A 22,087-nucleotide genomic window follows, 5' to 3' on the forward strand; every position below is an offset into this window, starting at 1 on the left:
ATGGCCCCGTCCTTCGGCGGGCTGATGGCCAGCGGGCTCTCCCGCGCCTCGCTCGCCATCCACCAGCCGCCGACCGACCTCTCCAGTTCGTACGGCGGGAAGCTCGGCGAGGTGAAGTTCGAGTTCAATCCGGACCAGCTCCAACTGAGCAGGTCCGCACACTGGTTCACCGAGCAGGCCGTGGCGTACGACCGGGGTGCGCCGCCGAAGTTCACCGGCAGCGAGCCGGCCCAGCTCCAGCTGGAGGTGTTCCTGGACCGCTCGGGTGATCCGTCCTCCAACGACGTGCAGCAGCAGGTGGAACTGCTGCTCTCCTGTTGCGAGGTGACCCAGCAGAGCATCGCCGCGAAGGCGCCGTCGCCGCCGTGGGTGCAGTTCTCCTGGGGGTCGTTCTCGACCGTGCAGTTCGTCGCGTACGTGACCTCCGTGTCGGCGACGTACACCCTTTTCAGCCCCAGCGGCATTCCGATCCGCGCGACGTGTTCGCTCTCCCTCACGGAGATCTCCAGCGCGACCAAGAAGCAGAATCCGACGTCCGGCGCGCTCTCGGCCCGTCGAGTGCACCGCACGGTCGCCGGGGACTCCCTCGCCTCCCTCGCCTGGCGCGAGTACGGCGACGCGACCCGCTGGCGTGTCATCGCCGAGGCCAACCGCATCGACGATCCGATGCGGCTGCGGCCCGGCACGGAACTGCTGCTCCCGTCCACCACCGAAACGCCGGAGACCGAGGGCGCCTCATGAGCGAGAAGACCTTCACCACCGTCCTCCACGTGCAGCTCGACGGCACGCCGCTGCCGGACCCGCTCGCGGTCCGCCTCACCGAGGGCTGGGTGGACGCGAGTGTCAATGTCCCGTCGGCCTTCCAGCTGACCTTCAGCGACAAGGACGGCACCCTCACCACGAAGTTCCCGTTCCTCAAGGTCGGCGCGATGGCGGTGCTGTCGCCCTTCACCGACGGGAAGCTCGGCGAGCCCATGCTCACCGGCGAGGTCACGGCCGTCGAGGTGGACGCGGCTCCCGGCCACGGCCGGTATCTGATCGTGCGTGGTTACGACCCCGGCCACCGTCTGCTGCGCAGCCGGCGCGTCGAGGGCTACCCGAACATGACGGCGTCCGACATCGTCCGGAAGCTCGCCGGACTCAACCGCATTCCACTGGGCAGGATCGACGCGACTCCGACGGTGTACGAGCTGGCGACCCAGCCGAACATCACCGACTGGGACTTCCTGTCCCGGCTCGCGCGGGAGAACGACGTCCGGCTCTCCCTCGACACGGCGGGGCGCCTGGTGTTCGCCGCGCTGCCCCCGGCCTCCTCCGCGCCCGCCGACACCACGCCGGCCGCGGCCAGCCCGTACGTCCTGGACTTCGGGAGCAACACCCTGCAGAGCCGGGTGTCGGTCACCGCCGCCGGGCAGGTCGGGAAGGTGGACGTGCGGGGCTGGGATCCCCGTACCAAGCAGGCGCTGTCCTCGCCGACGCCCGCCGTGGCGAGCAAGGAGATCGTCTCCGACATCACCCCGGCGCAGCTCTCCGCCCCGTTCGGTCCGGCCGAACTGGCCGTGACGGACACGCCGTTCACCACCCAGTCGGAGGTGACGCAGGCGGCCACGGCGCTCGCCGACGACGTCACGGGTTCGTTCGCGGAGGTGGAGGTCGCCGTCACCGGAAATCCGTCCCTGAAGCCGGGGCAGCCGGTGGCCGTGAAGGGCGCGGGTTTCCCCTTCGAGGGGCGATACACGGCCACGGGCGTGCGTCATGTCTTCGCGTCGGGACGGCAGTTCGCGACCTGGCTGACCGTGTCCGGCCGGCAGTTCCGTTCGCTGTACGGGACTGCGTCCGGCGGCGGTGAAGCGGCGCCGCCCATGCCCGGTGTCGCGGTCGCGCTGGTCACCAACACCAAGGACCCGCTCTCCCTCGGCCGGGTCAGACTGCGTTTCCCGTGGCTCTCGGCGACGTACGAGAGCGGCTGGTGCCGGGTCGCCCAGCTCGGCGGACGCGGTGGCGGGGGCCTGATGCTTCCCGAGGTGGACGACGAGGTGCTGTGCGCCTTCGACCGGGGTTCCCTCGAACACCCTTATGTCCTGGCCGGGTTGTACAACGGCGTCGACAAGCACACTCCGGCGACCGACCGGGTGCCGCCGGTCGACCCGACCAGCGGACGGGTCCAGTGGCGCGCTCTGACCTCCCGTACCGGCCACACCGTGGAGCTGCGCGAGGAGGGCGGCCGGACGCGTGCCTCGCACGGCATCCGGCTGCGCACCGCGAAGGGCGCGCTGAGCGTCGAGCTGAACGAGGCGCGCACCACCCTGACGATCGACAGCGACGGCACGGTCACCATCTCGGGGGCGCGGGGGGTCACGGTCGAGTCGGGGACCGATCTGACGCTCTCCGCCAAGGGGCGGATCACGCTGAACGCGGGGCTCGGTGTGGACATCAAGGCCGGGGCGAAGTTCAAGGTGTCGGCGCTGACGCAGGCCGTCGTCAACTCGCCGTTCTTCTACACGTCGACCGCCCCGTTCCCCAATCCCGTCATGGCGAACATGCCGCTCTGATGACAGCCCCCACCGCCCCGTCCCACGGAATCCAGAGGAGGACCTTCCCTTGAGTGAGCACTTCGTCGGCGCGGGCTGGGCCTTCCCGCTGCGGACCGGTCCGAGCGGCTCCATCGCGCTCGTCCGACGCGACCGGGAGATCGAGGAGTCGATGCGGCTCGTCCTCGCCACCGCACCGGGCGAGCGGCCGATGCGGCCCGAGTTCGGCTGCGCGGTCCACGAGTTGGTGTTCGCCCCGGTGAACGACTCGACGATGGGCCGGGTCCGGTACGAGGTGATGTCCTCGCTCGACCGCTGGGAGCCGCGCATCGACGTGGAGGAGGTCACGGTCTCTCCCGCCCCCGGGGAACCGACCACCCTCTTCATCGACATCCGCTACCGGGTGCGCGGTGCCAACAACCCGCGCAACCTCGTCTTCCCCTTCTACGTCATCCCCTCCGAGGACTGAAAGAGCCGCCATGGCCCTGCCCGCACCCCATCTCGACGACCGCCGCTTCCAGCAGTTCGTCGACGACGCCAAGCGCTACATCCAGCAGGCGTGCCCCGAGTGGACCGACCACAACGTCTCGGACCCGGGTGTCACCCTGGTCGAGGCGGTCGCGCACATGGCGGACCAGCTGGTCTACCGCCTCAACCGGGTCCCGGAGAAGAACCATCTGGCCTTCCTCGACCTGCTCGGGGTGACGCTGTTCCCGCCCGCCGCCGCCCGCGCCGACATCACCTTCCGGCTCTCCGCGCCGCAGCCGGAGCCCGTGGTGCTGCCCACGGGCACGGAGGTGTCCACGGGGCGTACGGAGACGGAGGAGGCGGTCGTCTTCGCGACGTCCGCGGATCTGACCGTCGTGCCCTGCTCGTTGACCCATCTCCTGCGCCAGGAGGCCGGGGGCTCCCCCGAGGACCGCTCGCAGGATCTGCTCGGCGGTGAGGACGTCCCCGCCTTCTCTCCGCTGCCGCGCGTCGGTGATCTGCTGCTGCTGGGCCTCTCGGCGGCCGTGCCGGACTGTGTGCTCGTCCTCGATCTGGACAGCCGGGTGGACGGCGTCGGCGTGGACCCGCGCCGGCCTCCGCTGGTGTGGGAGGCGTGGACCGGGTCCGAGGGCTGGGTCGTGTGCGAGATCGACGAGGACTCCACGGGCGGGCTCAACCGCCCGGGCGAGGTGGTCCTGCACATGCCGTCCGGTCACGCGGTCTCCCGCCTCGGGGGGCACGAGGCGGGCTGGGTGCGCTGCCGGGTGGTGGAGCCCGCCGCGGGTCTGCCCTCGTACAGCGAGTCGCCGACGGTACGGGCGGCGGGGGCGTTCACCATCGGCGGGACGGTCCGCGCGGCGCACGCCGAAGCGGTTCGGAGCGAGCAGCTCGGCGAGTCCGAGGGCGTCCCCGCGCAGCGGGTGCGGCTCGCGCACGCGCCGGTCGTGGACCGGCCGCCGCTGCTGCTCCAGGTCGCCGAGCGGGCGGACGGCGGCATGGACGAGGAGGACCCCGAGGCCGGCTGGCAGGAGTGGACCGTCGTCCGCGACTTCGCCTCCTCTCGCCCCGGCGACCGGCACTTCACCCTCGACGCGACCACCGGGGAGATCGCCTTCGGGCCGTGTGTACGTCAACCGGACGGCACGTTGCGGCAGTTCGGGGCGGTGCCGCCGAAGGGCGCGGCGATCCGCGCGGTCCGTTACGGGACCGGTGGCGGCCGGGCGGGCAACGTGGCCCGCTCCACGATCACGGTGCTGCGCAGCTCCATCCCGTACATCGCGCGGGTGGAGAACCGCGAGGCGGCACGGGGAGGGGTCGACGGGGAGACCGTCGAGGAGGCCAAGTCCCGGGCGCCGATCAGCCTGCGGGCACAGGAACGGGCGGTCACCGCCCGGGACTACGAGGAGCTGGCCCGACGGGCGGCGCCCGAGGCCGCCCGTATCGCCTGCCTGGCGGCGGACGCGGCCGAGGCGGGTGACAACGCGGTCCGGGTCCTGGTCGTGCCGCAGGCCGTTCCGGACCGGGGCGGCCGGCTGCGGTTCGAGCAGCTCGTCCCGGGCGAGGAACTCCTGTCCCGGGTCACCGGTTTCCTCGACGAGAGGCGCCCGCTGGGCACCCGGCTCGCCGTCGGACCGCCGTTCTACCAGGGCGTGACGGTGGTGGCGACGCTGCACTCCTTCCGGGCGGCCGAGGCGGAGCGCGTACGTGCCGACGCGCTCGACACGCTGTACGCGTACCTGGACCCGCTGACGGGCGGGGCGCACGGCGAGGGTTGGCCGTTCGGGCGTCCGCTGCGGGCCGGTGAGGTCTTCGCAGCGCTCCAGCGGGTGCCGGGCGTGGAGCTGGTGGACGAGGTCCTGCTGCATCCGGCCGACCCGCTGACCGGCCGCAGGGGTGACACGACGGACCGGATCGAGCTGACGCCGTCCGCGCTGCTCTTCCCGTTCGATCACCGTGTCCGTGTGATCGAGGCGCGGTGAGCGGGTCCGCGCGGGGTACGGTTCCCGGGCTCGCGACCCCGTACCCGCTGGGTGCGGCGCTGCCCGCCGTCTACGCGGAGGACGACTTCGGGCAGCGGTTCGTGTCCGGTCTGGACGTCGTCCTCGCTCCCCTCTTCAACGTCCTCGACTCGTTGGAGGCGTATTTCTCGCCCGCGCTCGCCCCCGACGATTTCGTGGACTATCTCGCGACCTGGGTCGGCGCGGAGCTGGACGGCGACGAGCCGCTGGCGCTGCGTCGGCACGCGGTCGCCTCGGCCGTGGCGCTGCACCGGGTCCGGGGCACCCGGCAGGGTCTGGCGGCCGCGGTCCGGCTCGCCTTCGGTGTTCCTCCGGAGATCACCGAGAGCGGGGGTGCGAGCTGGTCGGCCGCGCCGCTCGGTCCGTTCCCCGGGGCGCCGGTGGCCGGGCTGCACGTCGTTCTCAGGGTCGCCGACCCCGCCTCCGTCGATCCGCACCGACTGCGCGCGGTCGTGGCCGCGGCCCGCCCCGCGCACCTGCCGTTCACGGTCTCGGTGACGACCTCCCCGCCGCCGTCGGCGACCTCTTCCCGTACATCCGAAGGAGCTTGACCCTGATGAGTGACGCGCCCCAGTCCCGTCCCTGCCCGGACTGCGCGAGCCCGGTGCGTGCGGTGGACCAGTCGTTCTGCGACAGTTGCGGGGCGTTCCTGCGCTGGGACAGCCCGGCCGGAGCGGCGAGCACGGAGGGCGGGTCCGCCGCCGCCCCGTCCGCCGCGGCCGCCGCGTCAGCCCCGTCCGCCCCGTCTGCCTCGGAATCCGTGGGGACGGTCCGGGAGGAGCCGGACACCGCGTCGGCGGACGAAGCGCCGCAGCCCGCCACTGCGCCGAGTCCGGCCGACTCCCCCGCCGAAGCGACGGACGGCCAACCCTCCGTCGGCCCCGAGGAGGTGACCGCCCCGCTGCCCGCCGTGTCTCCCGCCTCGGAGACACCCACGCCCGCTCCCACCCCCGTACCGGAGGCGAGCCCGGCGACCGAGGGGCCCTCGGACACGCTCGTACGGTCCCTCCTCGTCCCGGTCCCCGGGAACAGGCCCGCGGAGCCCGCCGTCGCCGCGCCCGTGCTCCCCGCGCGACCGGAGGCCGCCCGGCCGACGGTGCGGGCCGCCGGTGCGCCCGCCCCCGTGGAGGGCGGCACCCCCTGCCCGGCCTGCTCGCTCGCCAACACCCCGGGCCGACACTTCTGCCGTTTCTGCGCCACCCCCATGGTCCCGGAGCAGCTGTCGACGGCCGAGGGCCCGTACGCGGGCCGGCGCCCCGGGCTCGCCCGCGACCGGAGCCGATGGATCGTCCGTGCCCTGATCGTCACCGGGATCGTGGTCGTGGTCGTCGGCGGCATCGTCGGCGGCCCGCCGGCCGTCCGCGCGGTCCAGGACCACTTCGCCAAGCGGGTTCCGGTCCACCCCGTGGCCTGGGCGGCCTCCCACTCGGCGCCGAAGCAGGACGCGAAGCTGGCGGGCGACGGGTACTCCAACACCTGGTGGGGCACCGGGTACGCGGGCGACTCGGCGGGACAGTACATGGAGGCCCGGTTCGCCGAGCCGACCGATCTGCTGAGCGTCCTGATCACCCCCGGCAGCTCGAAGAACACCACGCAGGCGGACGGCCAGGCGACCCCGCGCACGTTCGAACTCGTGGTCAAGGACTCCTCGGGCGAGACGCATGTCTCGCAGCACCGCATCAACGACGGCGGCACCCAGCGGGTCGACGTGCGGGTGCGGGACGCGCTGACGGTGCAGTTGGTGCTGCGCACGGCGTGGCGGGCCGACCCGACGAAGCAGGTGGCCGTCGCGGAGCTGGAGTTCTTCGGCAGGTCCGTGTCCTGACCGCGTGCGAGCGGGAAAGGCCGGAAATCGCGCCGGGACCCCTTCTCAGGCACGGGACGAGGAAGAACGATGATCCCCGGGGTACCTGACTGAAGGAGGGGGCCATGCGCAGCTACACCGGCGTGCTCATCGGCAATCTGATCCTCGCCGCGTTCGCCGGGCTGGCCGGACCGGTGTTCCTCGTCGTGGCGTATGTCGCCTGGGTCGAGGGCGCCGAATGGTTCTGGGTGGCCGGCGCGTCGGGCATCGGGGCGGTGGGCACGGCGATGATCCCCTTCACTGCCGTCCGGAGCGCGCGGCAGGAGTTTCCCCGGATCACCCGGCGGAACCGTGCGGGGGACGCGGGCCCCGCGTACGGGGACGACACCTCGGTGGTGTGGGCGCCCCGGTCCCCGCAGGGTGCACCGGGCGCGCGGTTGGTACGGGCGGACGTCCTGGCGGCGTCGTTCGTGCGGTACAGCCCCGAAGGGGGTGCGACGTTCACGACGTACGGGGGCGATCACGATCCGGCGGAGTTCAAGGCGACCGTCGGGCTGAGGCTGTCGGTCCACGACGGGGAGGACCCCGGGCGGGGTTCCGGGGGCCGTGAGGTCACCGAAGAGGTCCAGGTGCCGTCCCTGTGCCTGTCGGCGGTCACGGCGGGGCGGCTGGCCGTCCTCGTCGATCCCCCTGAGGCGCCGACGCCGGGGAGGGTCACGGTCCACTGGCCGCGCAGCCTCCTCCTCGCCGGGACGAGAACCTGCCGGGTGATCGACCTCGACGGACACATGACCGACGTGACCCGTCACGCCCGTCGTCAGCTGGAGCAGATGCGGATCTCACGGTCGGTCGGCGGCGTCGTGATGGACGGCGACCTCATCGACCTCCGGCTGCTCGACCCGGACACGGCGGCTCGGTACGCCGCCGTCGCCCGCGACGTCACCGAGGAACGGGCGCCGGTGGCGGAGCCGGGCGAGGAGGCCCGCCGGCTCGCGGAGTTCCTCCCGGGGGACGAGGGGGCCTTCGGCTCCGTCCCCCGCCGCTGGTCGCGCCGCGGTGGGCACCTGGTGCTCGCCCGCTTCCTGGCACTGCGCGGGCGGACCACCTTCCAGGACCACGGTCCGGTCCTGGACACGTTGCTGCGCGTCCGTCCGGCGGACGGCTCTCGCGCGTACGACGTGACCCGGCGTCTCACCGTCCCGATGAACTACCTCTCGGTCCTTCACCACACGAGGGACGTCGTCCTCCGGGTCAGCCCGAACGGCAGGTCCCAGGTGGTCGACTGGGCCCGCACCAATCTTCTCGCCGGCGTCACGACGGCCCGGGTCGTCGCGCCGGACGGTCGCGTGATCCCCCTGCCGAGACGCTCCGAGGCCCTCTGGCCCCTGATGAACCTGCTCGTCGCCCACGGCGTCTCGAACCCGACGCCGGTCCTCGACCTCCGCAAGCCCCGGATGCAGGCGGTGTCGGGGGCGGTGATGGTGACGATCCGGGATGCGGGAGTGAGGGTGGACGAAGCCCGGCTCTAGGCGGCCCTGCGGCACGCAGGATCAGCCACCCCCTGTGTTCCCACGTGTCACGACGCGGAACGTGGCAGGCGTTGCAGGAGATCCGGAGACGGCTGGTTCACGTATATCGCCGTGTGCAACGGGAAGGCTGTGTCGTGACCATCAGCTCCCGCTCCCTGCTCGACCGAGTGACACTCCTGCTCGCCGGCGAGTTTGGCATCGTTCCGGCCTCCCTCGCCGAGGGGCCGGCGGGTACGGCGACCCGCAACTACGTGGCGGAGACGGCCGCGGGCGACCGCTGGTTCGTGAAGACGTACCCGGCCGGGACGGATCTCGCGCGGGCCGAGGCCGCGGCCGGGCTCAGCGAGTACGCCCGGCTCTGCGGCGTCCCCGTGGCGCGGGCCCGCCCGGTCGTCGACCAGGAGCGACTGGTCGCCTCGTACAAGGGAACGGCCCTCTCCGTGACGGCCTACGTCGCCGGGGCGGTCACGGCCGACGGACAGCTCGTGGGCCGGAGATGGGAGACGGTCGGCGCGACGGTCGGGCGTCTGCACCGGGGCCTGGCCCGCCACCCGCTGGGCCCGCCCGCGCTCGGGGCGCGGGATCGGTCCTTCGACCCGGCGCGCGCCCGTGTGCGCCTCGCGGACCTGGTACGCCGGTACGAGGTGGAGCCGCCGCGCAGCGGTTTCGAGCAGTGGGCGTCGAGAACCGCGAGGGAACGGCTGGCCGCGCTGCCGCTCGTGGAACGGCTGCTCGAGAAGGCGCCGTCGGTGACGACGTCGCAGATCGTGCACGGGGACCTGTCGGGGCCGAACGTGCTGCTGCGTGGTGACCGCGTGGCCGCCGTGATCGACTTCCACCCGCCGGGCCGGCGCGACCCGATGTGGGAGCTGGGGCGCCTCGCGCTCGACCCGCGCACCGTGCTGACCCAAGCGGACTGGCCGGAAGGACTCGCCCGCCTCGCCGCCGCCTACCACGAGCTGCACCCGACGCTGCCGGTGGAGGAGCTGGTGAGCGTGGTGCGGCTGACGGCCGCGTACCTCGGGTGCGCGGTCTACCCCTTGAACACCGTCGCCGACGGGCTGGGACCGGTCACACCGTCCCTGGAGGCGTACGCCCGGAGTCGCGCCCTGGCGGCGGTCGAACTGCGCGAGCGCCTCGACGAGGCGGAGGAGGTCCTCCGCGACCACCTCAGGTAGCGCGCGCCTTGTCCTCGGTCCCCGTCACCCACTCTCCGAAGCCCCCGTCACTCGCTCCCCTACCCACGTGAGGTACCGCCCGTGTCACCCACGCCTCCCCTCGGCATCGACCCGAACACCGCGCACCGGGACGGAACCGTGCTGCACGTCGTCGGCGTGCACCTGTTCCTGGAGCGCGACGGCAAGGTCCTGTTGGGGCTTCGCCACCCGGATTCCGCGTTCGCGGGTAACACCTGGCACTTCCTGGCCGGGCACTGCGAGGCCGAGTCGGCCGTCGCGTGCCGCGTCCGTGAGGCACGGGAGGAAGCCGGGCTCCTGATCGAACCAGGCGACGTCGAACTCGTCCACGACGTGGACGTCGCCCGGCAGCGACGGTGACTCGGTGAACGACGGCTCGCCGGAGGACGGAGGGCTCGGATGGAGTCCGTCCTCGTTCCGCCCCCTCCCGACGAAAGGTCTCGCCCCTGATGAGTGACCGTCCCACCCGGCTCGGCCCGATCGCGCCCGTCGAGTTTCTCGATGCCCGCCGGATCACCTTCGTCGAGCATCCGCCACCCGTGTTGTCACCGGCGGAGCGGAAGGAGATGGACCGGATCTGGGTGGGTACGCGGGCCCGTGACCCCGACACCTTCGACGGCCCGCTGGTCGCCAGCCTGGGCATCGAACTCCCCGCACCTGGTGCGCTGGTGGCGCGATGGGCTCGGGTCACCTACCGCTACCGGGCGCTGCGGCGGCTCCGGCCTCCCGAGGACGTGCCCGGATCTCTCTACGTCACCGTTCTGCTGCCCACCGAGGCCGGTCTCGTGGTCGGGCGGGGGTCGCCTTCCACTGCCGCCCCCGGCGGCTGGACTCTCCCCGGAGGCGCGGTCGAGCCACCGGAGGAGGGTCGGCCCCTCGATGCGGGGGGCCTGCGGCGGGAGGCGGTGCGTGAGCTGGCCGAGGAGGTCGGGGTCCGGATCGCCGCCGAGGAGTTGCGGTTGTTCGCGGTCACCCGGGGGCGCCGGTTCGGCAGCCTCGGGTTCCACTTTCTCGCTCCGCCCGTGGCCGGCGCCCTCGTGCGCCGTCGCCATGCCGAGCTCGTCGCCGCGGAGACCGGGCGTGGCGCCGGGCCCGAGCTCGACGCGGTGGCCTTCGTGGCCTCGCCCGCCGAGGCGGCGCGCCTCGGCCCGGGCGCGGACTATCTGCCCCAGGTCCTCCGCCGGTACGGCGACTCGGTCTGAGTCGGCGCCCGGCGGCAATCAGAGCCGGGGCGCTGGTGTACGGAAGGAACGGAGGTCCTGCCAGACGAAGGCGGCGAGACCGAGGAGCGCGCCCGCGTGCAGGAGCCACCAGCCGCCCTCGTACGAGAGGGTGGCGCTCTCCGCGACGTGGGAAGGGAGCGAGCTGGTCAGGTCCCGGACGTCCCACGACAGGTGGGCCGCGGTGAGGCGGACCGGGAGGGCGAGCGCGCACGCGTAGCCGAGCAGGCGCAGGAAGAGGACGGGCTGGAGCCGGGGTTCGGTCGCCCGGTACACGAGGACGGCCTGCGCGAGGAGCGCGAGGAGCAGCCAGGACCAGGACAGCAGGCTGCTCTGCGGGGCCGGTTCGGGGAACTGGTCGAGGCCCAGCAGTTCGTATGTCGACTCGTTGGCGTCGATGCTCCGCCCGTCGCCCGTCCAGAGGTGGATCTGGAAGGCCATCAGCGGCAGGGCGCCTCCCCACAGCGCCAGCATGGCGAGCACGGTCAGTACCGCGCCCACGAGGGGGCCGCGTCGGACCTTCCGCACCGGGGCGCCGGGCTGCCCCTGGGGTCCCCCCGCCGGCGGAGCGGCCGGCATCGGCGGTCGTGGAGGCGGCACGGCGGCCGGTTGCGTGGGCTGCGCGTACGTGGGGACCGGTGCGGCCGGAAGGGGAGCCGCCGGGTTGTCGTACGCCGTCGGTGTCGGCCGGGCGGGCTGCGGTTCCGGCCCCGGTTCCAGGTCGAGCAATCGTGCGGCGTGGCTGCCCAGTTGGGCCAGCACTTCGCCGGGCAGCCATGTCCCGGCGGGCAGGGTGCCGGTCGCCTCGGCGATCTGCCGGGGTGTGGGCCGGGCCGTGGGGTCCTTGCTCAGGCAGGCGTGTACGAGAGCGGTCAGGGTGTCCGGGACACCGGTGACATCCGGTTCCTCCTGGACGACGCGGAACATCAGGGCGTGCGGGCTGCCACCGGCGGTGCCGCCGAAGGGTTGGCGGCCCGTCGCGGCGTACACGAGTACCGCTCCGAGGCAGAACACGTCGCTGGCCGGGGTCAGTTCCTCGCCCCTCACCTGCTCCGGGGACATGAACCCGGGCGAGCCGACGATCGCTCCGCTGCGCGTCAGGACGGTGTCCCCCGCGAGGGCGTCCAGGGCGCGGGCGATCCCGAAGTCGATGACACGGGGGCCGTCGACGGTGACCAGGACGTTGGAGGGCTTCAGGTCGCGGTGGACAAGGCCGGCGCCGTGGATGGCCTGGAGCGCGAGCGCCAGCCGGTTGGCGAGGGTACGGACGGAGTGCTCGGGCAGCGGGCCGTAGTCCCGGGAGACGACGGTGTGCAGATCGGGGCCGGGGACGTACTGGGTGGAGACCCAGGGCACGGCGGCTTCGGTGTCGGCGTCGAGGACGGCGGCGGTCCATTCCCCGCCGACGCTGCGGGCGGCCTGGACCTCGCGCGCGAACCGTCGCCGGAACTCGGGGTCCCGCGCGTACTCCCGCTGGATGACCTTGACCGCGACGGTGCGCCCGCTCTCGGACCGCCCGAGGTACACCCGGCCCATCCCGCCCTCGCCGAGCAGGCCGAGCAGCCGGTGGCGGGCGATGTGTGTCGGATCGTCGGGCGTGAGCTGCCGCATGTGCTTCCCCCTGTGCAGGGCCGACACCTCAAGTCCCCCGAGCCGGCCGCCGATGCGTGACGCCGGTCAAACTATCGGACGCGGAACGGCGCTCCCGGCGCCGGTGTCGGTGCCGGGAGCACCCGGAGGGTCGCCCGCCGGATTCAGGTGCGCAGCCACACCGCCGTGTCGGTGGGCAGGCGGCCGTCGGCGGCCAGGGGGCCGCTCGCCAGGAGCAGGCGCTCGTACGCCGGGAGCTCGGCCTGGGTCGTGGAGAGGTTGACCAGGCACAGCAGGCCCTCGCCGCGGGCGAACGCGAGTACTCCGTCCGCCGCGGGCAGCCAGGTCATGGCACCGTCCCCGAAGCCCTCGACCGAGCCGCGCAGCCTCAGTGCCTCGCGGTACAGCGCCAGCATCGACGCCCCGTCCGCCTGCTGTCGGTCCACCGCGTGGTCGTCCCAGTCCCGGGGCTGGGGAAGCCACGGCTCGGAGCCGGAGTCCGAGCCGAACCCGTACCAGGGTGCTCCGGCGGTCCACGGCAGGGGTACGCGGCAGCCGTCGCGGCCGGGGTCGGTGCCGCCGGAGCGGGCGTGCATGGGGTCCTCGATCCGGTCCAGCGGCACCTCCGCCTCGGGCAGACCCAGTTCCTCGCCCTGGTACACGTACACCGATCCCGGGAGTGCCAGGGTGAGCAGGGCCGCCGCGCGGGCCCGTCGCGTTCCGAGGGCGAGGTCCGTGGGTGTGCCGAAGGTCTTCGTCGCGAAGTCGAAGCCGGTGTCGGCGCGCCCGTACCGGGTGACCGTGCGGGTGACGTCGTGGTTGCAGAGGACCCAGGTCGCGGGGGCGCCGACGGGGGCGTGCTCGGCCAGGGTGTCGTCGATGGTGCGGCGCAGCCGGTCCGCCTCCCAGGGGCAGGAGAGGAAGTTGAAGTTGAACGCGGTGTGGAGTTCGTCGGGGCGGAGGTAGCGGGCGAAGCGTTCGGAGTCCGGGAGCCAGACCTCGCCGACGAAGACGGCGCCGTACTCGTCGGCTATCGCGCGCCACGACCGGTAGATGGCGTGGAGTTCGTCCTGGTCGATGTACGGGTGGGGGTCGACGCCCTCGACGAAGTCGGCGAGTGCCGGGTCCTTGGCGAGCAGCGCGGCGGAGTCGATCCGTACTCCGGCGACTCCTCGTTCGAACCAGAAGCGCAGGACGTCCTCGTGTTCCCGGCGGACCGCCGGGTGGGCCCAGTTGAGGTCGGGCTGTTCGGGGGTGAAGAGGTGGAGGTACCACTCGCCGTCCTCGACCCGGGTCCAGGTCGGTCCGGAGAACTGCGAGGGCCAGGTGTTGGGCGGGAGTTCGCCGTTCTCGCCCCGGCCGGGCCGGAAGTGGAAGAGTTCCCGCTCCGGGCTGCCGGGGCCGGCCGCGAGGGCGGCGCGGAACCAGTCGTGCTGGTCGGAGACGTGGTTGGGGACGATGTCGACGATGACGCGGATGCCCAGCTCGCGGGCTTCGGCGATCAGCTTCTCGGCTTCGGCGAGGGTGCCGAAGGCGGGGTCGATGGTGCGGTAGTCGGCGACGTCGTAGCCGCCGTCCACCAGCGGCGAGAGGTACCAGGGTGTGAACCAGACGGCGTCGACGCCGAGTTCGGCGAGGTAGGACAGTCTCGCTCGGACTCCCGCGAGGTCCCCGGTGCCGTCACCGTCGCCGTCGGCGAAACTGCGCGGATACACCTGGTAGATGACGGCGTCGCGCCACCAGTCGTCGGTGCGATGCGAGTGAGGGGCTGCCACGTGACGGTCCTTTCGGGCAGGTCGGGGTTCTTCGTCGCCGGCCCGGATGCTGCGGGGCATGGAGGACGGGCCGGCGACGAAGGCATGGGGTGGTGCGGAGGGGCCGGGGGCGCGGGCGGCCGTGGTGAGGGTGGCCGGCGTGACGCGGGTGGCGCGGCCGGCCTGGACGGCACGGGTGGCCCGCGTGGCCCGGGAGGGCGGTCAGCCCTTGAGGCCGCCCGCCGTGAGGCCGCTCATGATGTTGCGCTGGAAGACAAGGAAGATGAGGAGGGTCGGCACGGACGCGATGGCGAGCGCGGCGATCAGGACGTTGACCGGGACACCGTTGGAGAGCGAGTAGATGCCGACGTTGAGGGTCTGGCCGGCCGGGTCGGGCAGGGTGAGCATCGGCCAGAGGAAGTCCTTCCAGACCCCCACGACGGCGAAGATCGAGACGACTCCGAGGATCGGCCGCGAGATGGGCAGCACGATCGACCACAGGATCCGCATCGGGGACGCTCCGTCGATGGACGCGGCGTCCAGGAGCTCCTTGGGGATCGAGTCGAAGAAGCGCTTGAGCAGGAAGATGTTGAACGCGTTGGTCACCGAGGGCAGCCAGATCACCCAGGGTGAGTTCAGCAGGTTGCGCTCGAAGATCGGCAGGTCCAGGACGGTCAGGTACTGGGGCACGACGAGGACGGTCGCCGGGATCATCAGGGTGGCGAGCATCATGCCGAGCACGGCCTTGCCGAAGATCGGCCGCAGCTTGGAGAGGGAGTAGGCGGCGGCCACGTCCAGGACGAGCTGGAAGGCGAGCGCGCCGAACGCGTAGTAGAGGGTGTTGAAGAGGAGTGTGGAGAGGTCCATGACCTCCCAGGCGCGGGAGTAGTTCTCCGGTGCGAAGGTCTCCGGCACCAGGGTCGGCGGCGTCCGGATGACCTCCTGGGTGTCCTTGAAGCCGCTGGACACCATCCAGTAGAGGGGGCCGAGGAACGCCAGGGTGAAGCCGCCGACGACCACGGCGAAGACCACCCGGTAGAGGACCTTGCCACGCGGGCGGGCGAGCTGCGCGGGCGAGATGAGTGTGCGTGTGGACATGCTGGTCTCCCCGGTCCTACTCGTCCTCGGCGCGGCTGAGCTTCACGTACGCCGCCGAGAATCCGGCGAGGAGTACGAGCAGGAGCAGACCGAGCGCCGCCGCGGCACCGTAGTTGTTGAAGTTGAAGGCGTATTGGTAGATGAGGTAGACGACGGTCGTGGTCGATCCCTCGGGGCCCGCGCCGCCGGTGAGCAGGAACGGTTCGACGAAGACCTGCATGGTGGCGATGACCTGCATGAGCAGCATCAGGGAGAGGATCAGGCGCGTCTGCGGGATGGTGACGTGCCAGATCTTGCGGAACAGCCCGGCGCCGTCGAGCTCGGCCGCCTCGTACAGCTCGCCGGGGATGCTCTGGAGCGCGGCGAGGTAGATGAGGGCCGCGCCGCCCATGTTCATCCAGGTCGACGCGATGACGACGGAGAGCAGGGAGAGGTCGGGGTCCTGGAGCCATTGCTGCTCGGGGAGGTGGAGGAAGCGGAAGAGTTCGTTGAGGAGTCCGTAGCCGGGGTCGTACAGGTACTTGAAGAGGAGGACCGAGGCGACGGGCGGGAGCATCACGGGCAGGTAGACGAGCAGCCGCAGATAGCCCTGGCCGTGGTGGAACTCGTTGATGACGAGGGCGACGGCGAAGGGCACCGCGAAGCCGAAGACCAGCGCGAGGACGGTGAACAGGAGCGTGTTGCGCCAGGCCTGCCAGAAGGCCGGGTCGTTGACGACGGTGACGAGGTTGTCCAGGCCGACCCAGGTCGTGTGTCCGCTCTCGGTCTTCTGGAAGGCCAGGAGGAACTCCCTGACCATCGGGTACCAGGAGAAGAACGCGAAGCAGAGGACGGCGCCGATGAGGAAGCCGTGGGCGGTGAGGTTGCGCCGCAGGCTCTTCGCGAAGCGGTCACGGCCACCGGGGAGTTCGGGGCCCGCCGTCGCCGGCGGCGGGGAGTGGCGGGGGCTGCCCGCCTTGCTCGGGGTCACGCTGGGGGCCGACATCGTCGCTCCTTGGTGCTGGTCTGCCGGGGTGGAGTCCTGGGTGGGGTGCGGGGGCCGGCGGGGGCGGTCCGATCCGCCCCCGCCGGGGCCCGTCACTGCTGTGCGAGGACCTGGTTGACCTGTGCCTCGGCGGTGGCGAGGAGCTTGTCGATGTCGGCGTCCTTGTTGGTGAGGAGGCCGGACATCACGTTGTCGATGACCTTGTAGACTTCCTGCGCCTTCGGCGGCTCGGCCTTGCCGGCGACGGGGTTGTCCATGAAGGACTTGAAGTTCTGAACCGGCATGGTGGCGTGGGTGACGCGTGCGGCGTCGTCCTCGGCCTTGGAGTCGTTCAGCCAGAAGTTGGGCTGCGGGACGCCGACGGGGAGCGAGTCCTGCTTGGTGCGGGCCCAGTCGAACTGGCCCTTGCCGACGGTGAGGTTCTTGAAGTTGAGCCAGGCAACGGCGGCCTTGATCTTGTCGCCCGAGATCCCCTTCTTGATCATGTAGTTGTTGCCGCCGGCCAGGGTGTTCTTCTCGCCGGGGATCGGTCCCATCCCGAAGTTCTCGTACTTCGCGCCGAGTTGCTGGACCATGTACGCGATGTCGTCGGGGGCGGCGAGGAACATGCCGAGCTTGTCGGTGGCTATCTGCTTCTGCAGGTCGCCCCACTTGAGCAGCTGGGTCTTGCCCATGCTGTCGTCCTCCCAGCGCATGGCGTGGAGGTTCTTCGCGACCTGCTTGCCGAGCTCGTTGTTGAAGGCGGCCTTCTTGCCGCTCGCGTCGACGACTTCGCCGCCGACGCTGTACATCTGCGCGGTGAAGTGCCAGCCGCCGGTGTTGCCCGCGCTGTACTCGCCGAAGCCGGCGATGCCGTTGCCGAGCCCGGCGATCTTCTTGGCGGCGGTGCGGACCTCGGCCCAGGTGCGCGGCGGGGCGTCGGGGTCCAGGCCGGCGTCCGTGAACAGCTTGCGGTTGACGAGCAGGCCCATCGTGTAGTTGCTGGTGGGCAGGCCGTACAGCTTGCCGTCCTGCTTGAGGGAGTCGAGGACGTTCGGGTCGATGTCCTTGAGGAGCGGCACGCTCTTGTCGTTGACGTACGCGGTGATGTCCGCGGCGCCGTCGTTGTCGAGGACCTGGGGCAGGTCGGTGAAGTAGGTGTAGAACACGTCCGGCTGGGACTTGGCCTTGAGCATCGCGGTGAACCGCGGCGGCTCCAGGCACTGGCCGGGGGTGGAGCGGCCCTCGATGGTGACGTTCGGATAGGTCTTGTTGAACTCTGCGACGTCCTCCTTCCACTCCTTGAGCTCGGCCGCCTTCGCCGCGGGGGGCATGCAGTCGATGGTGAGCGTCACCTTGGTCTTCGGGTCCAGCGGGGCGGTGGGGTCGGAGGACCCACCGCCCTCGGAACCGCCGCTGCCGTTGTTGCTGCTGCTCGTGCCGCAGGCGGCGAGCGCGGTCAGCGTGAGCGCGGAGACGAGGGTGACCGCGCTGGCGCGGCGCGTACGGCGGAACCGGGCTCTTCTCATGGGTGGTCCCCTTCGGGCCTGAACGTGGAGGTCGCCCCACCGCCTGTGCGTTGTGGGGCGCCGCACACTCAACCACCCTCAACAAGTGAACGCAAGATATCGCGCTGATTTCGTAATTGCCTGACAGTCGCCAGGAGATGAGCGGGGCCAGTAGCTCAGGAAACCGACAGTTCAGGGGTCTGTCGTAGCCTTCGAGAGGCTCGGCGGTTTCACGAGGTGGGCAGAACGCACGCAAGACCGATGCAAGTGACTGCAAGCCACCTGCATCGGTCTCGCGGGGTAGGAGGGCCGGGGTTACGGGTTGACGTTGACTGAGCCGGGGTTACGGGTTGACGTTGACTGGACCGGGGCTACGGGTTGACGTTGATCTTGAAGGTGGACGTGGTGTTACGGATGTCCACGGCGTTGCCGCTCAGCCGGAGTCCGTTGAAGGTCACCTCACCGACGGCGGGCCCCTGCCCCGACTCGGGCATCTCGTTGGCCCAGAGGCCGAATCCGGACTTGGCGTCGAAGGCGTCGCCGCTCTTGCGCGCCCCCGTGATCGAGACGTCCGTGAACACGGTGTCCTTGATGGGGAACTGCGGCTGACCGCCCACGTAGTTCGTCTGGAACATCACCCCGCTGTACGTGGGGTCGACGATGTCCACATGGTTCACCCTGATGCCCTGGAAGACCTTCGACGCGGAGAACACCCAGATGCCGGGGAAGGTCTGGGAGCCCCAGAAGTGGCCGCCCGCCCGGACGACGGAGATGTTCTCGAAGGTCGTGGGTTCGGTCCCGAAGCCGTTCATCGGGTAGCCGAAGTCCAGGGACGAGATGGTGATGCCCGCGTAGACGAGCGTGTCGGCGATGTGGATGTTGCGGAAGGTGTTGTTGAAGCCGCCGTAGACGGCCACGCCCGCCGCTCGCCAGGTCAGGGTGGTGGTGAGGTTCTCGTAGACGTTGTTCTTCATGTCGGCGCCGCCGGCGTCGATCGCGGAGAACAGGGCGAAGCTGTCGTCACCGGTCGCCCGGGCGTCGTTGTTGACGACGTGGTTGTCCGTCGAGCCGTTGGTCATGTTGATTCCGTCGGCGAACATGTTGCGGATCCGGGAGTTCTTGATCGTCATCCGGTCGGTGTTGGCACCCCAGTAGAGGCACACCATGTGCTCGTTCCAGATGTCGTCGATGACGATGTCCGAGACGTTCGCGAAGTCGAACACCTTGCCCGGTCCGTCGATGCGCGAGGTGTAGTTGCCGAAGTAGGCGAAGCCCTTGAACAGCGAGCCCTTGGCCGCCGCCTCGGCGCGGAAGCCGATGTCGGTGTTGTCCTGGGTCGACGGCGCGTGGAACCTCGTGAACCACGGTCCGGCGCCGACCACCTTGACCGGCTTCCCGTACACCTGGAACTTGCTCGCCGTCTGGTAGTCGCCCGGCGGCAGATAGACACCCACGAGCGTGCCGGTGGTGTCCATCCGGACCTTGTCCAGGGCGTTCTGCACGTCCTGGTGCCCGAATCCGGCAGGCACGGTGTAGGTGGCCGGGTCCGGGTTCCCGACCAGGGCGACCTGCTCCAGGTTCACGAAGTCGATCGCGTACGTGGAGGTGTTCGCGGCGTCCTTCTGGAGCCGGATCCTGCTGCCCGCCGGGACGGTCTCGCCGAGGAGGAGGTGCGCCTCGTCGTAGATGTGGCGCGGCGCGCCCGAGCCCGGGGAGTTGCCGGGTCCGGCCTCGGCGCCGTACAGCCAGGCGTACTTCGACGTCAGCGGGAGCGACTTCTTGAACACCCCGTCGACGTACACGTTGATGGTGGAGTCGATGCCGCCGCCGCCCGCGGAGTCCGGGATCGAGAAGCGGGTCACCAGGGTGTTGGTCGAGCGCCGGGTGGTGAACTCGACGTACTCCCCCGTCGCGTCCAGGCTGACGGCCTTGCGGCCGGAGGCCTCGCCCGCGATGTCGCCGATGGTGCGGTTGGGCCCGGCGACGGTGGCTCCGCCGCCGACGGTGCCGTCCTCGGCCTCGTACATGTCGTACGGCATGTTCGCGCCGCGGCCGACGAAGAGGGGCTGGGTGGAGGTGTTGTTGGCGCGCTTGACCGGGAGTTCGTCGGCGTCGTCGGCAACGACCGTCTTCACGGTGTAGGAGCCGTTGACGGCCATCCAGGGGCCGAGGTTCACCTCGGCGCTCGCACCGGCCGCGAGGGCTCCGTTGTGGGCTCCCGTCAGGGTCTTGACGGTGGCGCCCGTCGAGTCCGTCAGGGTGAGGGTGACGCCGTGGCCGCCCGCGGCGCTCGCCGCGGTGCCCTGGTTCTTCAGGGCCACCTTGAAGGTGACCGTGTCCCCGGCGGACAGGCTGGACGGCGAGGTCGTCACCGAGGCGGCGACCAGGTCGGAGCTGGACACCGGTGTGACCACCAGGGCGGTGGGGCGGGTGTAGGTGTTGTTGGACTCGTTCTGCTCGATGACGGCGTTCGCCTCGTCGGCGACGGCGCTGAGCTGGTAGCTGCCCGCGTCGCGGGCGCCGATGGAGGCGCTGACCGTGGTCTGGGCGCCGGCGGCCAGGGCGCCGACCTGCGCGGTGGCGACCTTGGTGCCGCCGAGGCGCAGCGCGACGGCGCTGGCCGGTGCGGCGGCCGGGCCGCTGTTGCGGACGGTGGCGCTGACGGTGATCGGGTCCGACTCGACGGGCGAGGCGGGTGTGGTGGTGAGGCCGGTGACTTCGAGGTCGGGGTTGGGGGCGGGAACGCCGACGACCTGGAACTCGGCGAGCTGGCCCGCCGCGGAGCCGGTGTTGGCGGTGAACTTCAGCTGGACGTCGGCGACGCGGACGGAGACGGGAATGGTGACGGTGTTGCCGCTCGCCGGGTCGAAGGTGTAGCTCTTCGCGGCCGTGATGCCGCTGAAGCCGGTGGCGCTCTGCTCCCGGCCGAGGACCTCGACGGTCTGGCTGCGGGTCGACCACGCCGTGCCCGGGTTGAGCTTGAGGACGAGGCTGTCGACGTCGGCGTTGGAGCCCAGCTTGACGGTCAGGGTGTTCGGGTAGCTGCCGCCGGCACCTTCCCAGTAGGTGCTGGTGTTGTTGTCGTTGGCGTTGGCCGCGACGAAGGTGTGGACGACGGAGGAGGCGTTGATCTCCTTGCCGACGGCGAGGTTGGAGCCGCCACCGCCGCTGCCGGTGCGGGTGACGGCGTTGCTGTCGGTCGACTGGTTGCCCGCCGCGTCCTTCGCGCGGACCCGGTAGGTGACCGTCTGGTTCGCCGGTCGGGTGTCGGTGAAGGTGGTGACGTTCCCGGCGAGGCTGGTCAGCAGGGTGCCGTTGGCGTAGAGGTCGTAGCCGGTGACGCCGGTGTCGTCGGAGGAGGCGTTCCAGGTGAGGCGGATCTGATCGGTGGCCGGCTGGGTGAAGGCGAGGTTCGCCGGGGCGGTCGGGGCCTGGGTGTCGCCCGTCTGCGGTCCGTAGATCTCCAGCTCGGAGAGCTGGGCGGCGGGCTGCACGCTGTTCGCCGTGACGAGGACCCGGACGTACCGGGTGGTGGTCGCGTCGAAGGTGACGGTCGCGGCCCGTCCTCCGGCGGCGTCGAAGGTGTACACCTGGGAGGCGGTCAGATCGGTGAAGGCGGTGCCGTTCGCACTGCCCTGGATCTTGAGGGTCTGGCTGCGCGCACCCCAGCCGTCGGGCAGGCGGAGCACGACCCGGTCGACGCGGACGGACGCCCCGAGGTCGGCCTGGATCCACTGCGGGAGGGCGTTGTTGGCGCTCTCCCAGTAGGTGGCCCGGTTGCCGTCGTTGGCGTTGCCCGCCGCGTACACCTCGGTGTGGCTGCTCGCGGTCAGGGTGCGGCCGCTCGCCAGGTCGGCCGAGGACCCGTCGGCCGCGTGGACCTCCAGTTCGGAGAGCTGCGCGGCCTGCCAGCCGGTGTTGGCGGTGATGTCGACCCGTACGAACCGGGCCTGGGTGGCCGGGAAGGAGACCGTCACGGTGTTGGCCGCGCCCGGGGCGAAGGTGTAGGAGGCGGAGCTCTTGAGGGTCGCGAAGCTCGTGCCGTCGGCGCTGCCCTGGACGGACAGCGTCTGGTTGCGGCTCTCCCAGCCGGCGGGCAGCTTCAGGACCACCTCGTCCACGCGGGTGGTGGCGCCGAGGTCGACCTGCACCCACTGGGGCAGGGTGCTGCCGGCACTCTGCCAGTACGTTCCCTGGTTGCCGTCGGTGATGTTCGCGGCGCCGTACTCGGCGTGGGATCCGGACGCCGCGGTGGCGTCGCCCAGGGCGATGTTGGGGCCGCCCGCCGCCTGGGCGGACACGAGCGGTCCTCCCAGGGCCAGGAGGCTGGTGGCGATCACGGCGCTCAGACCCCGTGATCTCCAGTGGCGGAAACTCATCCGTCCT

At 71.3% G+C, this 22,087-nt stretch carries 16 protein-coding genes; 10 read left to right on the plus strand and 6 right to left on the minus strand.

The genetic code is table 11. The features are described 5' to 3' along the window. The 10 genes from OG259_RS01225 (at position 1) to OG259_RS01270 (ending at position 10,769) form a co-directional block, all read left to right on the plus strand. Positions 1-741 carry a CIS tube protein gene (locus OG259_RS01225; RefSeq protein ID WP_328940450.1) on the plus strand — a complete coding sequence of 247 codons (741 nt, stop codon included), beginning with the start codon at positions 1-3 and terminating at the stop codon, positions 739-741. Next, positions 738-2,552 carry a VgrG-related protein gene (locus OG259_RS01230; RefSeq protein WP_328940451.1) on the plus strand — a complete coding sequence of 605 codons (1,815 nt, stop codon included), beginning with the start codon at positions 738-740 and terminating at the stop codon, positions 2,550-2,552. The genes OG259_RS01225 and OG259_RS01230 overlap by 4 nt, the downstream gene beginning before the upstream one ends. Before the next feature lie 49 nt (positions 2,553-2,601). Further along, the gene (locus OG259_RS01235; protein WP_030317086.1) at positions 2,602-3,000 is read left to right on the plus strand and encodes a GPW/gp25 family protein; all 399 of its coding nucleotides are present in this window, start codon (positions 2,602-2,604) and stop codon (positions 2,998-3,000) included. A gap of 10 nt (positions 3,001-3,010) precedes the next feature. Continuing rightward, positions 3,011-4,999, plus strand: a complete 1,989-nt coding sequence (locus tag OG259_RS01240; protein ID WP_328940452.1) for a putative baseplate assembly protein — start codon at positions 3,011-3,013, stop codon at positions 4,997-4,999. Continuing rightward, entirely contained in the window at positions 4,996-5,589 is a 594-nt protein-coding gene (locus OG259_RS01245; RefSeq protein ID WP_328940453.1) for a phage tail protein, read from the plus strand. Before OG259_RS01240 ends, OG259_RS01245 begins: the two co-directional genes overlap by 4 nt. 5 nt (positions 5,590-5,594) lie before the next feature. Continuing rightward, entirely contained in the window at positions 5,595-6,863 is a 1,269-nt protein-coding gene (locus OG259_RS01250; protein WP_328940454.1) for an NADase-type glycan-binding domain-containing protein, read from the plus strand. Between the two features lie 104 nt (positions 6,864-6,967). Then, complete coding sequence (locus OG259_RS01255) at positions 6,968-8,371, plus strand: hypothetical protein (RefSeq protein WP_328940455.1); 1,404 nt, start codon at positions 6,968-6,970, stop codon at positions 8,369-8,371. A gap of 134 nt (positions 8,372-8,505) precedes the next feature. Beyond that, on the plus strand, positions 8,506-9,549 hold the full coding sequence (locus tag OG259_RS01260) for a phosphotransferase enzyme family protein (RefSeq protein ID WP_328940456.1): 1,044 nt from the start codon (positions 8,506-8,508) through the stop codon (positions 9,547-9,549). Positions 9,550-9,630: 81 nt separating this feature from the next. Then, a complete protein-coding gene (locus tag OG259_RS01265) occupies positions 9,631-9,927 on the plus strand; it encodes an NUDIX domain-containing protein (protein WP_328940457.1) in 297 nt (98 codons plus the stop codon). An 89-nt stretch (positions 9,928-10,016) separates the two neighbouring features. Then, positions 10,017-10,769, plus strand: a complete 753-nt coding sequence (locus OG259_RS01270; RefSeq protein WP_328940458.1) for an NUDIX hydrolase — start codon at positions 10,017-10,019, stop codon at positions 10,767-10,769. Between the two features lie 18 nt (positions 10,770-10,787). On the opposite strand, the gene OG259_RS01275 is transcribed toward OG259_RS01270, so the two are convergent. The 6 genes from OG259_RS01275 to OG259_RS01300 all read right to left on the minus strand — a co-directional run bounded on the left by OG259_RS01275 (position 10,788) and on the right by OG259_RS01300 (position 22,080). Beyond that, on the minus strand, positions 10,788-12,398 hold the full coding sequence (locus tag OG259_RS01275) for a serine/threonine-protein kinase (protein WP_328940459.1): 1,611 nt from the start codon (positions 12,396-12,398) through the stop codon (positions 10,788-10,790). Between the two features lie 143 nt (positions 12,399-12,541). Then, positions 12,542-14,152: a glycoside hydrolase family 13 protein gene (locus OG259_RS01280; protein WP_328940460.1), complete on the minus strand. Its 1,611-nt coding sequence runs from the start codon at positions 14,150-14,152 to the stop codon at positions 12,542-12,544. A gap of 201 nt (positions 14,153-14,353) precedes the next feature. Further along, on the minus strand, positions 14,354-15,229 hold the full coding sequence (locus OG259_RS01285; RefSeq protein ID WP_328940461.1) for a carbohydrate ABC transporter permease: 876 nt from the start codon (positions 15,227-15,229) through the stop codon (positions 14,354-14,356). 16 nt (positions 15,230-15,245) lie between these two features. Then, positions 15,246-16,214 (minus strand): carbohydrate ABC transporter permease, encoded by a 969-nt coding sequence (locus OG259_RS01290; RefSeq protein WP_328940462.1) that lies wholly within the window; start codon positions 16,212-16,214, stop codon positions 15,246-15,248. Positions 16,215-16,306: 92 nt separating this feature from the next. Then, positions 16,307-17,722, minus strand: coding sequence for an extracellular solute-binding protein (locus OG259_RS01295; protein WP_328940463.1), 1,416 nt, complete (start codon positions 17,720-17,722; stop codon positions 16,307-16,309). Between the two features lie 350 nt (positions 17,723-18,072). Next, positions 18,073-22,080 (minus strand): discoidin domain-containing protein, encoded by a 4,008-nt coding sequence (locus OG259_RS01300; RefSeq protein ID WP_328940464.1) that lies wholly within the window; start codon positions 22,078-22,080, stop codon positions 18,073-18,075. Positions 22,081-22,087 lie beyond the last annotated feature (7 nt).

It is taken from the genome of Streptomyces sp. NBC_00250, assembly GCF_036192275.1.
Classification (GTDB): Bacteria; Actinomycetota; Actinomycetes; order Streptomycetales; family Streptomycetaceae; genus Streptomyces.